The organism is Mucilaginibacter sp. A5337 (assembly GCF_059690695.1).
Genome location: NZ_JCAWEC010000006.1, coordinates 85,888 through 100,243, shown reverse-complemented (window position 1 = coordinate 100,243; position 14,356 = coordinate 85,888). Strand labels below are relative to the sequence as shown.

Below are 14,356 nucleotides of genomic sequence, written 5' to 3'. Positions count from 1 at the left end.
CCCATCGCCATGAATTTATTTAATATAATAGACGAAATAGAAAAATTTGATCCGGAGCTGAACGACAGGCTTAATCCGCGTCGTGCAGCCATCAAAAACATAACCAGCTTCGGTTCAAAAGTAGCTCTGGCTGCGGTGCCGTTTGCTATGGGTACTATGCTCAAAAGGGCATATGGTGCGGCTGCTGCCCCAACGGTAGTGGAGGTTTTAAACTATGCCTTAACGCTTGAGTATCTCGAATCATCTTTTTACAATACAGGTGCTGCTTCTGCAGGTTTGATCCCTGGGGCTGGTGCTTCTTATATCAATACCGTAAAAGACGACGAAAACCAGCACGTGGCCTTCCTGAAAACAGCTATTACCGCTTCGGGCGGCACTCCGGTTACTCCGCCTAAGTTTGATTTTACTGCCGGCGGCGGTACTGGTAACGGGCCGTTTAAAGGTTTGTTCAGCAATTATACCTTGTTTTTGAAAGTGGCATTGGCATTTGAAGATACAGGTGTACGTGCCTATAAAGGTCAGGCCCCTAATTTATTGGGCAATAAGGATATTCTGACCGCTGCTTTATCTATACACGCGGTTGAAGCCCGTCATGCATCGGCCATCCGCCAATTGCTGGGTGTTTCTCCATGGATCACCAGTACCGCTACTTTGGGTAATGATACAGGCGTGTCGCAAGTTAATGGCAATTATGATGGGGAGCAAAATGTTACCCAGGGGCCGGTTAATGTTACCACATTGCCAAGTGTTTCCGGCTCTACTACTTCGGTTGCTATTGCTACCGCTGCCTTTGATGAGCCTTTATCTATGGACCAGGTGTTAGCTTTATTAGTAGGTACTTTTATCTACACCTAAATAAAGTTGTTAATTGAGTTAAAAAAAGACCGGTTACTTTTAGTGCCGGTCTTTTTTTATACCTGAAAATTGAACTATTTGTTCAATGCCTGCTGGCCAAATTTTATGAGGTCGTTTGCCCTTATGTAGCCCACAGTACCTGAAACAGGTTTGCCTTTACTGGTAAATATGATCATGGTAGGGTAGGCCTGCAGTCCCCACTGGGCGGCAAGGGCAGGGCCTTGCCCCTTTTCCATATCAATGGCTACGTTCACAAAGTTATCGTTATAAAAGTCGGCTACTTTATTGTTTTTGAATGTAGTAGCCTTAAGCATCTTGCAGGGGCCGCACCAGCTGGCATAGGCATCCACAAAAATATATTTGTTTTGGCGGGCCGCCTGTTTTAAGGCTTCGTTCCATGAGTTTTCAATAAAATTGATTTGGGTTGATGATTTGCTTACGTTTTCCTGGCCCTTAACGGTGGAACTAAGTACGAGAATAAGTGCAATAATAAAATGATTGGTATGCAGGAGTTTCTTCATTATTAATAGTAGCGTTATAATTAGTAGCGTTTATAATAAAAACAGCACGTATATAATGCTTTATACGTGCTGTTTATTGTAGCTGTTATAATTTTTATTTACCTGTTTTCAGGGCGTCTTTCCCTTTGCTGCTGCTGGCGTTGTTGTTCCTGCTGCTGCCTTTGGGCTTGTTGCTGTTGTTGACGCTGCGCTTGTTGTTGTTGTCTTTGGGCCTGCTGCTGTTGCTGGCGTTGTTGTTCCTGTTGCTGCCTTTGGGCTTGTTGCTGTTGCTGGCGCTGTTGCAATTGCTGTTCTCTTTGGGCTTGCTGTTGTTGCTGGCGCTGTTGTTCCTGCTGCTGTCTTTGAGCCTGCTGTTGTTGCTGGCGCTGTTGTTCCTGCTGCTGTCTTTGAGCCTGCTGTTGTTGCTGACGTTGTTGCTCCTGTTGTTGCCTTTGGGCCTGCTGTTGTTGTTGGCGTTGTTGTTCCTGCTGCTGACGTTGTTGCAACTGTTGCTCTCTTTGGGCTTGCTGTTGCTGCTGGCGCTGCTGCGCCTGCTGATCAAGTTGGCTTTGTGGGCGCTGTTGTTGCTCTCCTCTGGCCTTTTGTTGTTGTTGGCGTTGTTGCAGTTGTTGTTGACGCTGTGTCTGTTGTTGTTGCTGGCGTTGGGTTTGATCTTTTTGTTTTTGATCAAGCTGTTGTTGTCTTTGAGTTTGCTGCTGTTGCTGGCGCTGCTGAGCCTGTTGCTGACGCTGGGCCTGGTTATCTCCCGGCCTTGCGTTTGGCTGGTTAGGGCGTGCTCCGTTTGCAGGGATTGGCCTTGCTGCCGGGCCTGCATGATTAACCTGAACTATTTTATTATCAGGTTTTTCATTTCGTGCTACTTCCCTTAAACGAGCTGCATTATTACGGTTGATAGCTGCATTACCGCCACGTCTGTTGGCTATACCATCATTAGGGTTTTGCTGCCTGTAAGCCGCGGCGTTTACTACCCTTGCCGGTCTGGCATCGGGGGCTTTCCTTATTTCCGGGCGATAGATATTCACATTGTTGTTTACTATCCTGCCACCACCGTTTGGCCTGTTAACATTAGTGATGTTGTAAACACGCACGTTACGGTTGTTGGTAACCTGCCTTATCTCGTTAATTCTAGGACCGGTTATATAAGTGCGGTTATTATTAACATAAGTGTTGTTGATAATGGTTGTACGGTTAATAATGTTTACCACACGAGGGCGCGATACGTAATAGTTGTAAATGTTTGGCCTGTTGATATAAGCCTGCGGAGCGCAAACCCAGTAATTATCAGGTACACGGTAACTATTACCTAAAGATATACTGATGCTGATACCTGGTTGTAAAGGTGCCCAGCCGTAATAACCACCGCCGTGCCTCCAGCTTACCCATGCTGGTGCCCATTCATGACCGGGGATCCATTCCCAGCCGTAATAATCATCATAACGCCACCTGCCATAGTGGAAAGGCGCCCAGCCCCATTCGTAGTCAGATACCCAGGTATTCCCATAATCGGTTACTACCCAGTGACCGCGGGTGGCGTAGGGCCTAAAATCGTCGCCGGCATCGGGTACCCAAACGTTTCCGTATTGAGGGTCGCTAACCCAGGTGCCGTAAGGGTCAAGTTCGTCGTAAAATTCCTGGTCGGATACGTAGCCTCCGTCCTGGGCTTTACTCATGTTTGGTGCGGCAAGCATTATTAAAAATGCTATTAAGCTGATACCGCATATTTTATTGATGAATTTCATATAATTGATGTTTAAAAACAACCTGTCAGGTTGCTGTTGCTAAATATATGACAGGCAGAAGTATAAAACGTTTAAAGCAAAAATTGTTTTAAGGCTTAATACAAACTAAACCGGTGTAATTATGGGGATAAAATTTTATTGCTATCTTGTGTTCCTCGCTTAAAAATTAAATAATTTTGCTACCTGTTTTATAAACTACAACTATGAGCACAATAACCATTCCACGTCTGGATCTGAATACCTATATAAGCGGCACGGCCGAAGAGCGCAAACAATTTTCGAACGATATTGGTAAAGCTTTTAACGAAACCGGCTTTGTGACTATCACCAATCATGGTTTAAGTAAAGAACTGATTGATAAACTTTACGAGCAGGTGAAAGCGCTGTTTGCCCTTCCAGATGCTGTGAAACAGCAATATGAAATCCCCGGTTTGGCTGGCCAGCGTGGGTACACGGGCAAAGGCAAAGAAACTGCGAAAGGTTTTAAAACTCCTGATTTGAAAGAATTTTGGCAAATAGGTCAAACCGTGACAGATGATGACGTGCTGAAAGCACAGTATCCGGATAACGTAATTGTTAATGAGCTACCCGAATTTAACCCAACCACTATTGAGGTTTATAAAAAGCTGGAAGCTGCCGGCAAACACTTGCTTCGTGCAATTGCCGTTTATCTCGAGCTACCCGAAAACTATTTTGATGATAAGGTGCACAACGGTAATTCGATACTCCGCACCCTGCATTATTTCCCTATAACTGACCCTGATTCGGTACCTGATGACGCTGTACGTGCCGGTGCCCACGAAGATATCAACCTGATTACTTTATTAATAGGTGCCAGTGCCGATGGCCTCGAACTGTTAACCCGCGATAATACCTGGTTTCCGGTTAAAGCTTATGGCGAAGACCTGGTAGTTAATGTTGGCGACATGCTGCAGCGTTTAACGAATAATAAACTAAAATCAACCACGCATCGCGTTGTGAACCCGCCTCGCGAGTTGATGAAGTTTTCCCGTTTTTCTGTGCCGTTTTTCCTTCATCCCAAATCGGGCATGGATTTGACCAGTCTTGATTCGTGTATTGACGAACAACATCCTAAACTATACACTGATATCACTGCCGGTGAGTATTTGGATGAACGCTTGAGGGAGATTGGTTTAAAGATGTAAATCTTTAAAAAGCATCTAATAAAAGCGTCATTGCGAGGAACGAAGCAATCCCAAGCTATACAGAGTGGCTCTGCTAATCGGGGATTGCTTCGTTCCTCGCAATGACGTCGTAGCATAACAAAGCCCTTTCCAAACGGAAAGGGCTTTCACATTTAAATATAGGTAGATGATATAACTTTACTTTGCCAGCACTGCCTTGCCATCAACGCTTTCACCAACTGCCTGTCTTCTTTTATACAATACAAACAATGCGGTAGCTAATACGCCAATGATTCCCTCAATACAAACAGCCCTGCGTGGACCGAGCTCGTTGGCTAACCAGCCAGCCATCAAGCTGCCAACCGGGATCATGCCCTGGTAAGCCATAACGTAATAGCTGATAGCCCTGGCCCTCATGGCCGGTATGGCGTGGGTTTGGATATAAGTGTTAATGGCTGATGTTTGCGCCATCATACCAACCCCGGTAAATACCATGAATACCAAGGCAAACGGTAGTTTTCCTGCATAAGCCACCATCAGCACACTTGTACCGAAGATGAGGCTTGCTATCGACATGATCTTTACCAGGTTCTTATTACTCTTTAAGTTTGCCAGGTACACCGCACTGATCACCGAACCTAAACCAGCTGCGCTCTCAAACCAGCTGAAAGTTTTAGCATCGCCATTAAAAAGGTCTTTAGCAAAGATGGGCATTAACGTATTAAAAGGAATAACGAACAGACTGCTTGCAGTGAGCATCAGGATCATGCTGCTCAGGTCGCTGTCACCTGATACATATCTGAAGCCTTCCTGTAATTCTGTCCAGATGCTTTTTTCTGAACGTACCGGTACAATGGTATTCAGCTTCATCATAAATAAGCAGGTGAGTACCGGGATATAGCTCAGAAAATTGCCGAAGAAACAAACATCCTCACCGAAAGCGCTCAATACGATACCGGCAATGGCCGGGCCCGCAATACGAGCCAGATTGGTCATGGTTGAGTTTAGGGCAATGGCATTAGGCAAATCGGCCTTGTCGTCAACCATATCCACCATTAACGATTGGCGGCAGGTAACATCAAAGGCGTTTACAATACCCTGCAGCAGGCTTAAACCAACAATAGCTGGTATATTATAAATTTTGAAAAAGATCATGAAAGCAAATACCCCGGCCTGCAGCATGGATACCACTTGTGTAATAACCAAAATGCGGTAACGGTTATGCCTGTCAACAATACTGCCGGCATAAGGAGCTAATATCAATGATGGGATCAGGCTCACAAAACTTACTATTCCCAGTAAAAGCGCCGAACCTGTAAGACGGTAAACCAACCAGCTTACTGCTGTTTTTTGCATCCATGTGCCAATGAGGGAGATTGACTGACCGTAAAAAAACAGCTTAAAATTACGGTACTTTAAAGAGCGAAACACATTCATTTGTTCAATTCATAACAAAAGCAAATTCAGGGGAGTACTTAATGCAAGACTATTGAATTGTTTTATGCTGCAAATATCGCCCATATCAATATATTTGTAAAATAGATTGTTTTAATAGGATTGATAGATAAAAACGATTGATTGTGGAATTGCGTCAACTGCAGTATTTTGTTAAAGCTGCCGAAACCATGAACTTTACTGAGGCAGCAGCAGCTGTGTTTATAACACAAAGCACGTTATCACAGCAAATCAAACAACTTGAAGAGGAGCTGGGTATGCTGCTGTTCGACAGGATAGGCAAGCATGTACGTATCACCGAGGCCGGGCATATATTTTTAACCCATGCCCGCAAAATCCTTAACGATGTACAGCGGAGCAGGCAAGCCATCAGCGAGTTGCAGAACGCTACAATCGGAGAACTGAACCTTGGCGTTTCATACGCTTTTACTTCTTTGTTGTTACCGGCACTGGCGCCGTTCAGTACCAAATATCCCGGTATCAAGATCTTTATCACTTATGGCAGCCCCGAGGAACTGGAAAAAAAACTACGGCTGGCTGAGCTGGATATGATCCTTGCTTTCCATAATGAAAGCGATGACGAAGACCTGGAAATGCAGGAATTATTTAGCTCGAGCGTGGTCATGGTGGTTTCTAAAAACAATCCATTGGCCCAACTCAAAAAGGTAAGCCCGGAAGAGCTTGCCAAACTTGATCTCATCCTGCCGGGAAAAGGGTTCAGTTCGCGCGATTTTATTAATGAGCTGTTTAACCGTAAAAAAATAATCCCCAATATTAAAATTGAGCTCAATGATGTGCATTCATTGCTGGCCCTGGTTGAGAATGGTCATTGGGCAACTGTTTTGAATGAAAAAGCCATCATAGGTTGGAATAAAGTTACTGGCATTCCTATCGAATCAAAAGATATCAAACGGCAATCATATATCCTATGGCAAAAAGGTGTTTACCGAAAACGTGCAGCTATTTTATTTATTGAGGAGTTGATGAAGGTGATGGAGAGTGAATAAATCATATCTCAAACTTTTTGTCATTTCGATGGAGCGTGTAGAGGAAAAGCATTGGGGCGAAAGAGAAATCTTATACGCCATGTAAGTTCGTCGTTGGAGTTCGCGGGCAGGGCGTATAAGATTTCTCCTCACGCTACTACTCTTTTCCTGCGCTTGTTCGTCGAAATGACAGGCGCATAATATAAGCTGCCCCCCGCGGTCGCGTCCTCACGACCAACGCGAATTACTTCTTCATCTCTTCCCTTATCGCCCTTAAAAACTCATTAGGGTGCTTGGAGCCGATGATATAAAGCAGGCCATCGCGATCGGTAAGGTGAATGGCCTCATTGCCCGATGTGAAAAAGCGGATGGTGCCTTTGGTGTGCAGGTTATAAACCGGGTTATTGAACATGTAGCGGCTGTAAGTACCCTTTTCGGCTTTAATAATGCTGTTCAAATCTATTTTTACCAGTTTGGTTGTCCACAACCCGTCGAGCATAACACTTTTGTTTTCTACACGGGTACGGAAATGCAGCAGGAAGCCCAGAATAATTGAAATAATGATGATGGAAAAGCCCACTACAACCAGCAAATCGCCGTTGCGTTCGCGTTCGTCGGTAAAAAAGTAGGCTGCAAAACAAAACATGGCTAAAACCAGGCGTATGGTTAGCGGTATAAATTCCCGGCCAAGGTATTGTTTTTCGGTAAAAACGGATTTATCGCTCATGTTAGTTTAAACAGTTCGAAGATAGTAACTTTTTTAGTGTTATCACTCACTTTATACCTTTCGTCGGGGCGATAGCCGCCAATCCACATAATTTCACCGTTGCCATTTACAAGGATTGGGATTTCTTCCTTTTGGTGCAGCGGCACTTTCTGGTTAATGAAAAAATCGCTCAACTTCTTTTTGCCCTTCATCCCCAAAGGAAAAAAATGGTCGCCCTCATACCATGTACGCATTTTTAGCGGATAAACCAGTTTATCGGCATCAATGGATACTGCCAGCGGATTATCTTTTATAATCAGCGGGCTATCATCGTGTAGCAGGTTAAGCTTATAAACGCCAAAATTTGCTTCATGGTCTGTAGCGTTGATAATAACTTCGGCAGGCGGCCCTATAGTTTTGGGTTTAAGGATGATGTTATCCCTGTCAAGCAATAAGGTATGTGTTCCTGATTCAAATACCCTGCCGGAGTGTTTATCAAGCGAAGCAATGAGATCGTCAATGGTGGCTTCATTAAAACCATACTCATCCAGCAATTTAAAAAGAAGCAGCCTTTTGGGGTTAAGCTTCTTTACGTTGTTAATTGGAAAATAGGCAATATCATCATGTATTTGCGGCAGTGTTTGCCTCAATTCATCAAGCCTGATCTCCAGTAATTGTTCAAGATCACGAAAATGGAGCAGGTTATTTTCAAAAGTTTTTTCGAGTGATGGGTTGAGTTCCTTCAGCTTAGGCACAACTTCCAGCCTGATCTTATTGCGGGCATATTTGGCCGAAGCATTGGAGCTGTCCTCTACAAAATTTAAACCTTCGGCAGTAACAACGGTCTGTATCTCATCCCGTGTCAAAAACAATAGCGGGCGAACCAACTTGCCATTTTCGGGCAAAATGCCGTGCAAGCCGGCAATTCCGGTACCGCGTGTAAGGTTTAACAATATTGTTTCGATAGTATCGTTTTGGTGGTGAGCAAGCGCAACGACCTCATAACCTGATTGCTGACTGATAGTATCAAACCACTGATAACGCAAATCGCGGGCTGCCATCTGTATGGATATCTTGTTGTCTGCAGCGTATTGCTCTGTATTAAAGTTAACAGTATGAAAAGGTACATTGAGGGTTGTAGCCAGATCATGGCAAAAGGCCTGGTCGCGCAGGGCTTCATCACCGCGCAGCTGAAAGTTACAATGGGCAATGCCAAAATCATAGCCTGCAGCATTAAGCAGGTGTACCATCAAAACCGAATCGATGCCGCCGCTTACAGCTGCCAGTATTTTGGTAACAGGCGTAAATAAGCTGTTTTGCTCAATAAAATTAACAAACTGATTAACTGGCAGCATTCATCAAAATTATTAATTTAATAACCCCAACAAAAAACTAATTTTGCCATTGTGAGGAAATACGTTTTATGCTTTTTGTTTTTGGCGATGGCAACTGCAGCTATGGCTCAAAAAAAATCAATTGTAAACCTGATACAATCTGAACGAAGCACCGGCACAAAGGTTAACGGCAGGCAGCTGATCAAGGTATATAAAGGTGTGTTTAAGCAGGATTATTCCCTCCTCCGGTCGGATAGTGCTTACTTTTACCCCAACGAAAACGCTTTTGATGCTTTTGGCAACGTAAACATAAACCAGGGCGATACGCTGAATATATTTTCGGATAAGCTCAATTATAACGGGAATACCAAAACGGCCATCCTTACCGATAATGTTAAAATGGTTGACCGCGATGCTACGTTAACCACCAACTACCTTACGTATAATACGGCCAGCCGCATAGGTACCTATACAGGTGGCGGAAAGCTGGTGAATAAGGACAACGTGCTTACCAGTAAAAACGGTTATTACTTTGCTTTCAGTCGCGATTCATATTTCAGGTACGATGTGGTACTTACTACGCCCGATGCATTGATAAAAAACGATACCCTTAAGTATAACACGGGCACACGTATTGCCTATTTTTTCGGTCCAACCAATATTTACGGTACTAAAGACAAGGATACTCTGTATACCGAGAACGGTTTATATAACACTGTTACCGAACAGGCGTATTTTGGTAAGAAAAACTCATACAGGCAAGGCACTAAATCATTAAAAGGCGATAGCCTTTTTTATGATAAGCTGAAAGGCTATGGCCGTGCGGTAAAGAATATCACCTTTGAAGACAGGGAACAAAAGGTAACTATAAAAGGCGACCTGGGTACTTATTTCAGGGCCGAGGAAAAAACCGTTGTTACCGAAAATGCTTACGTGGTATTGATCTCCGAGCAAAAAGATACCAGTAAAACGGATACCTCGGTTAAGCAATTACCTGTTGCAAATAAGAATGCCAAAGCGTCCGCTAAAAATATAACCGATCTTACCAAAATAGCCGGTGCCATAAAGCCCGACAGCAGCCACAAGGCCCCGGCCAATACCATGCCCATTAAGCAGCCTTTTGCTATAGGTAAAAAAGATAGTGCCAATGTTGATATGGCAACTAAGCTGGTGCAGGGCGCTTTACAAAATAGTAAAGATGCCAATGCTGACGCATTGATAAAAGCAGCAACGCAGGCTAAAAAAGGGAATGAAAAGCTGATTGATTCGGCGCTGAAGGCTGTAGCTCCGGCATTAAAAAATAATAAAGACAAGGCTGGCATTAAAAACATAGGGAACCTGGCCGGAGTGGCTGATGCTATTAAGCCGGGCATTGCCAAAGTAACAGGCAAGCTTGTACCTGTTAAAACGGTAGTGGCGCCAAAAGATACGAGCCACATCAAACGCGATTCGATATACATGACTGCCGATACCATTGAAACGCAGATCATGACTTATAAAGACCAAAAGATTTACCAGGAACGCCAGCGGACCTTACGCGATACTACACTAAAGCAACGCAAACTGGCGGCTGATAAAAAGTCGTCGAAGTTCCTTACTGCTTATTATATAAAGGTACCTAAAGACACCAGCTACTTTCACCGCGACTTTTTTGGAAAGCCTAAGCCTGTAAATGATTCATTGCAGCGCAAAAAGGATGCACTTGCGGCTATTAAAAAAGCAAAGCAGGATAGCATAGCCCGTGAACAGATGCAGCGCGACCCGGTTTTTAAACAATACCCGGTTAATTTGAAGGATACGGCACGCGTGCGGATGCTTATCGGCCATCACCATGTTAAGATTTTTAAATCTGATCTGCAGGCTAAATCCGATTCGGTATTTTATAGTAACAGCGACTCAACCATGCGCATGTATGTGAACCCTATTATCTGGACACAGGGTTCGCAGTTGAGCGGCGATACCGTATACATGCAAATGCGACATAAAAAGCTGGATAATATTGAGCTGTTCCCCTCTGCATTTATCGTGAATATTGAAAAAGATGATTCAACGCATTTTAACCAGGTGTCGGGTAAAAAAATGCGGGGGTATTTTAAAGATGATAAGCTTGACCAGATGTATACATTTGGCAATGCCGAAACAATTTATTTTCAGCGCGACAGCGGTAAAGTTTCGGGCATGCAGCGATCATTGAGTAGCAGGATCCGTACCGTTTTTAAAAAGAACCAGGCTACGGATATCTACTTTTTAACCAAGCCCGAAAACCGGTATATCCCTATTGAAAAGGTTAAAGAAGATGATAAGATATTAAAAGGCTTTTTATGGAAACCTAAAGAGCGCCCTGCATCAAAAGAAGACATCATTAAAAAGCGTAGTAAAAAATTACCGGCGACTAAATCTCCGACAAAAAATGCTCCTGCTAAACCCGGAACTGCCAAGCCGGGGGCGAGCCTCAAAACGGATAGCCTTAAGGGCCCCGGAATAAAAAACATGCAGGATAGTACTCTAAAAGTTGATACTGGAAAGAATAATGCGATAAAATTAAAAAAGGATACGATAATCAGAAATTTCGCACCAAAACGGACCGGAAATGAGCAAAAAAAGGACAGTATTGTTAACAAAACGCCATCTGTTAAGAAAAACTGATCCAAAATGAAAAAAAAGTAACATTTTTTATCAAAAAAATTAGTCTACTAATTCTATAGTGCTTATATTTGACTAATTGTTATTATCGATCTAACCAATTAGTTCTTTATGATAAATAATGAGGTCAGTCAACTTAAATTTAAAAAAGAGACAGCCGGCGGGCTATCTCTTTTTTTCTGCCTCGTTTTAAAGCATGTTTAAACAACTGTTTTATTTGTTTATAAAGGAAACATCATTTATCGTGGCGTGTTATCTCAATAAACACTAACGTCATGATCGATCAAAAAGACACCACTCCGGCCGCAAAAGACGGGAAATACGAATTCCTGATCAATTACTCAGAGCGTGAGCTTACCTGCCGTGTTGAAAAAGAACAAAACAAGCTGCATGTTTTTATCGATAACAACATCAACGCCGAGCTGGAATTGCAGCCCGATGGCAGTCTTACCCAGGTCAGCGGCAATGCCCTGCCCGAATCAACCATCGAGTTTATAAAAAAACATGTGTTGGAACAGTAGGAGATAAAACTGTTGCTTTGAACTTGAAGGAGGTATTTTATAAAGCTCTCGTTGAACACCTGTAGCATATTTGAAACCGCTTATGTCAGCAGGTAAGCTTCGGGCGAAAGCGGTCAGAACGTGGTGGGCATGTGTGGCTGTAGGGGCATAGCAAATTTTTGCAGAAGCGGGGGCCTGTGAAGACAGGGCAAAATAATTGCAGCCTGTGGTTCTGCCCGGTTTGCAGGGCAAAGGCCTTGCGCGCAAAGAAGCCTATCTGCTGACTTGATTTTTGGTTCTTTTTATCAAGAAAAAGAACAAAGCCAGCCCGCGGCGATTGAGCGGGCCAATGTTATTAGAGGATCTCAACCGCTGTTACTTGCCTTTACAACATCTTTCAAAAGTTTTCAATTTTTAAATATTATTCGCTAATCTTGAACGGTATTCTGAACCAGGTAAATCCTGTGCGCTGCTCCAATTATCGGCGCTTTATTATATATACATTTTATGAACAAAACTAAAGTAGCCATACTGGGTGCCGGTTTTATTACCGATATCCACATGGAATCATACCATCGCTTTATCCCCGAAGCCGATGTTGTGGCCTGTTACGCCCGTAACCCTGAAAAAGCCAAAGCCTTTGCCGAAAAATATCACATAGCCCAATGGTTTGATGATATTGACAAACTGCTTGCCGAATCAGGTTGCGAAGTAGTAGATATCTGCCTGCCCAATTACCTGCACGCCGAAGCTACCATCAAGGCGGCTAAAGCAGGGAAACATGTAATCATCGAAAAACCGCTTGCTATTACGCTTGAAGAGGCCGATGAAATGATTGCCGTATGCAAGGCCAATAATGTAAAGCTGATGTATGCCGAAGAACTTTGTTTTGCACCAAAATATGAACGGGCACGGCACCTGGTAAAGGAAGGCGCTGTTGGCGAGATCTATATGCTGAAGCAAGGTGAGAAACATTCGGGACCTCATTCGGACTGGTTTTATGATATCAATTTTTCGGGTGGCGGTGTGATCATGGATATGGGCTGTCATGCGTTAGGCTGGTTTAGGTGGATGCTTGATAATGCCCAACCTAAAAGTGTTTACGCCAGCATGAGCACGGTACTGCATAAAGGCCGCACCAAAGGCGAAGATAATTCGGTAATTATTGTGGAGTTTGAAAACGGTGTAACCGCTGTGGCCGAAAACAGCTGGGCAAAACATGGCGGTATGGATGATCGCTGCGAGATCCATGGCCTTGGCGGTGTTATTTATGCCGATCTGTTTATGGGCAATGCGGCAGTAACCTACAGCAGGGATGGATACGGCTATGCCATGGAAAAATCAGATACTACGCAAGGCTGGAGCTTCACCATATTTGAGGAAGCCTTTAACCAGGGCTATCCGCACGAGTTAAAACATTTTATTGATTGTGTACAAAATAACAAAACTCCGTTGGTAACCGGCGAAGATGGCAGGGCTGTGCTTGAACTTATCTACGCGGTCTACGCATCTGCAGGAGCGGGTAAAAAAATTGAGCTGCCGTTTTCGGCAAAGATTGATAAACCGGTAAATCTTTGGCTCAATAACAAATAGAAAATGAAACTACATATATATCCCGATTATAATACCATGTCGAAATCTGCAGCCGATTTGGTAGTTACCCTGGTTAATCAAAAGCCCGATGCGCTGATCTGTTTCCCTTCCGGCGATTCGCCAACCGGCATGTTCAGCTACCTTGTTCAATACGCCAACCGCCGCCTGGTTGATTTTAGCCAAACCAACTTTGTGGGACTTGATGAATGGGTTGGCCTCGACCGCACTAATGACGGCAGTTGTACTTACTTCCTTGAAAAGCATTTTTTTAAACCGCTTAATATTTCGCCCGCTAAGATGAAGTTTTTTAATGCCGTGGCCGATGATCTGGATGCCGAATGCCAGGCTATGAATAAACATATTGATAAGCTTGGCGGGTTAGATATGATGGTGGTTGGCGTTGGGCTTAACGGTCACATCGGCCTTAATGAGCCTGGCGCCGATTTTCATTCTTACGCGCATCATTCGCCTTTAGCTCCAATTACTATAGAAGTTGCTCAAAAGTATTTTACTACCGATACTGTTTTAACCGAAGGCATTACCCTTGGCTTGCGTCATCTGGCCGAAGCCGCGGTACCGGTACTTATAGCCAGCGGAAGTAAAAAGGCACCCATTATTGCCGAAGCATTGCAGGGATGTGTTACTAATGATGTGCCTGCTTCTATATTTAAAACGCTGCAGAATGCGCAGGTGTTTATGGACGACGCCGCGGCAGCGCAACTGAGCTTAGCAGTATAAGAACTGTTATGATGATCTTAAAGCTTAAGGCAAAAGCCGAAAGCTAAAATTTAAAGCTTTGAGCCTTCTGCTTTGCGCTTTCAGCTTTTAAGGACTGAATGCTTTATGCTTTTGGCTTTGCGCTTTCAGCTTTATACAAAA

12 protein-coding genes are annotated in these 14,356 nt (G+C 43.8%); 7 read left to right on the top strand and 5 right to left on the bottom strand.

Annotation, left to right across the window (positions count from 1 at the left end; genetic code table 11):
* Positions 1-9: 9 nt before the first annotated feature.
* Positions 10-855: a ferritin-like domain-containing protein gene (locus AC59JO_RS20705; protein WP_497307672.1), complete on the top strand. Its 846-nt coding sequence runs from the start codon at positions 10-12 to the stop codon at positions 853-855.
* A 74-nt stretch (positions 856-929) separates the two neighbouring features.
* Here the strand turns inward: AC59JO_RS20705 and AC59JO_RS20700 are convergent, their stop codons facing one another.
* Both AC59JO_RS20700 and AC59JO_RS20695 read right to left on the bottom strand, forming a co-directional pair.
* On the bottom strand, positions 930-1,376 hold the full coding sequence (locus AC59JO_RS20700) for a thioredoxin family protein (protein ID WP_497307670.1): 447 nt from the start codon (positions 1,374-1,376) through the stop codon (positions 930-932).
* Between the two features lie 98 nt (positions 1,377-1,474).
* Entirely contained in the window at positions 1,475-3,115 is a 1,641-nt protein-coding gene (locus AC59JO_RS20695; RefSeq protein ID WP_497307668.1) for a DUF6600 domain-containing protein, read from the bottom strand.
* A 203-nt stretch (positions 3,116-3,318) separates the two neighbouring features.
* On the opposite strand from AC59JO_RS20695, the gene AC59JO_RS20690 reads away from it, so the two are divergent.
* On the top strand, positions 3,319-4,281 hold the full coding sequence (locus tag AC59JO_RS20690; protein WP_497307666.1) for an isopenicillin N synthase family dioxygenase: 963 nt from the start codon (positions 3,319-3,321) through the stop codon (positions 4,279-4,281).
* Positions 4,282-4,458: 177 nt separating this feature from the next.
* On the opposite strand, the gene AC59JO_RS20685 is transcribed toward AC59JO_RS20690, so the two are convergent.
* Positions 4,459-5,697: an MFS transporter gene (locus AC59JO_RS20685; RefSeq protein ID WP_413670784.1), complete on the bottom strand. Its 1,239-nt coding sequence runs from the start codon at positions 5,695-5,697 to the stop codon at positions 4,459-4,461.
* Positions 5,698-5,840: 143 nt separating this feature from the next.
* On the opposite strand from AC59JO_RS20685, the gene AC59JO_RS20680 reads away from it, so the two are divergent.
* Positions 5,841-6,722 carry a LysR substrate-binding domain-containing protein gene (locus AC59JO_RS20680; RefSeq protein WP_413670785.1) on the top strand — a complete coding sequence of 294 codons (882 nt, stop codon included), beginning with the start codon at positions 5,841-5,843 and terminating at the stop codon, positions 6,720-6,722.
* A 223-nt stretch (positions 6,723-6,945) separates the two neighbouring features.
* On the opposite strand, the gene AC59JO_RS20675 is transcribed toward AC59JO_RS20680, so the two are convergent.
* Entirely contained in the window at positions 6,946-7,428 is a 483-nt protein-coding gene (locus AC59JO_RS20675) for a hypothetical protein (RefSeq protein ID WP_413670786.1), read from the bottom strand.
* Entirely contained in the window at positions 7,425-8,762 is a 1,338-nt protein-coding gene (tilS, locus tag AC59JO_RS20670; protein ID WP_497307663.1) for a tRNA lysidine(34) synthetase TilS, read from the bottom strand. The genes AC59JO_RS20675 and tilS overlap by 4 nt, the downstream gene beginning before the upstream one ends.
* A 51-nt stretch (positions 8,763-8,813) precedes the next feature.
* On the opposite strand from tilS, the gene AC59JO_RS20665 reads away from it, so the two are divergent.
* From AC59JO_RS20665 to AC59JO_RS20650, 4 genes are all read left to right on the top strand, one after another.
* Entirely contained in the window at positions 8,814-11,387 is a 2,574-nt protein-coding gene (locus tag AC59JO_RS20665; RefSeq protein WP_497307661.1) for an OstA-like protein, read from the top strand.
* Between the two features lie 272 nt (positions 11,388-11,659).
* On the top strand, positions 11,660-11,905 hold the full coding sequence (locus AC59JO_RS20660; RefSeq protein WP_413670789.1) for a hypothetical protein: 246 nt from the start codon (positions 11,660-11,662) through the stop codon (positions 11,903-11,905).
* A gap of 486 nt (positions 11,906-12,391) precedes the next feature.
* Complete coding sequence (locus AC59JO_RS20655) at positions 12,392-13,477, top strand: Gfo/Idh/MocA family protein (RefSeq protein WP_413670790.1); 1,086 nt, start codon at positions 12,392-12,394, stop codon at positions 13,475-13,477.
* Between the two features lie 3 nt (positions 13,478-13,480).
* Positions 13,481-14,215, top strand: coding sequence for a 6-phosphogluconolactonase (locus AC59JO_RS20650; protein ID WP_413670791.1), 735 nt, complete (start codon positions 13,481-13,483; stop codon positions 14,213-14,215).
* The last annotated feature ends 141 nt before the right edge of the window (positions 14,216-14,356 follow it).

Excerpts from the sequence above, each read along its gene's own strand:
- AC59JO_RS20685 (WP_413670784.1), bottom strand. The coding sequence starts at position 5,697 with ATGAATGTGTTTCGCTCTTTAAAGTACCGTAATTTTAAGCTGTTTTTT.
- AC59JO_RS20655 (WP_413670790.1), top strand. The coding sequence starts at position 12,392 with ATGAACAAAACTAAAGTAGCCATACTGGGTGCCGGTTTTATTACCGAT.
- AC59JO_RS20675 (WP_413670786.1), bottom strand. The coding sequence starts at position 7,428 with ATGAGCGATAAATCCGTTTTTACCGAAAAACAATACCTTGGCCGGGAA.
- tilS (WP_497307663.1), bottom strand. The coding sequence starts at position 8,762 with ATGCTGCCAGTTAATCAGTTTGTTAATTTTATTGAGCAAAACAGCTTA.
- AC59JO_RS20700 (WP_497307670.1), bottom strand. The coding sequence starts at position 1,376 with ATGAAGAAACTCCTGCATACCAATCATTTTATTATTGCACTTATTCTC.
- AC59JO_RS20695 (WP_497307668.1), bottom strand. The coding sequence starts at position 3,115 with ATGAAATTCATCAATAAAATATGCGGTATCAGCTTAATAGCATTTTTA.
- AC59JO_RS20660 (WP_413670789.1), top strand. The coding sequence starts at position 11,660 with ATGATCGATCAAAAAGACACCACTCCGGCCGCAAAAGACGGGAAATAC.
- AC59JO_RS20650 (WP_413670791.1), top strand. The coding sequence starts at position 13,481 with ATGAAACTACATATATATCCCGATTATAATACCATGTCGAAATCTGCA.
- AC59JO_RS20705 (WP_497307672.1), top strand. The coding sequence starts at position 10 with ATGAATTTATTTAATATAATAGACGAAATAGAAAAATTTGATCCGGAG.
- AC59JO_RS20690 (WP_497307666.1), top strand. The coding sequence starts at position 3,319 with ATGAGCACAATAACCATTCCACGTCTGGATCTGAATACCTATATAAGC.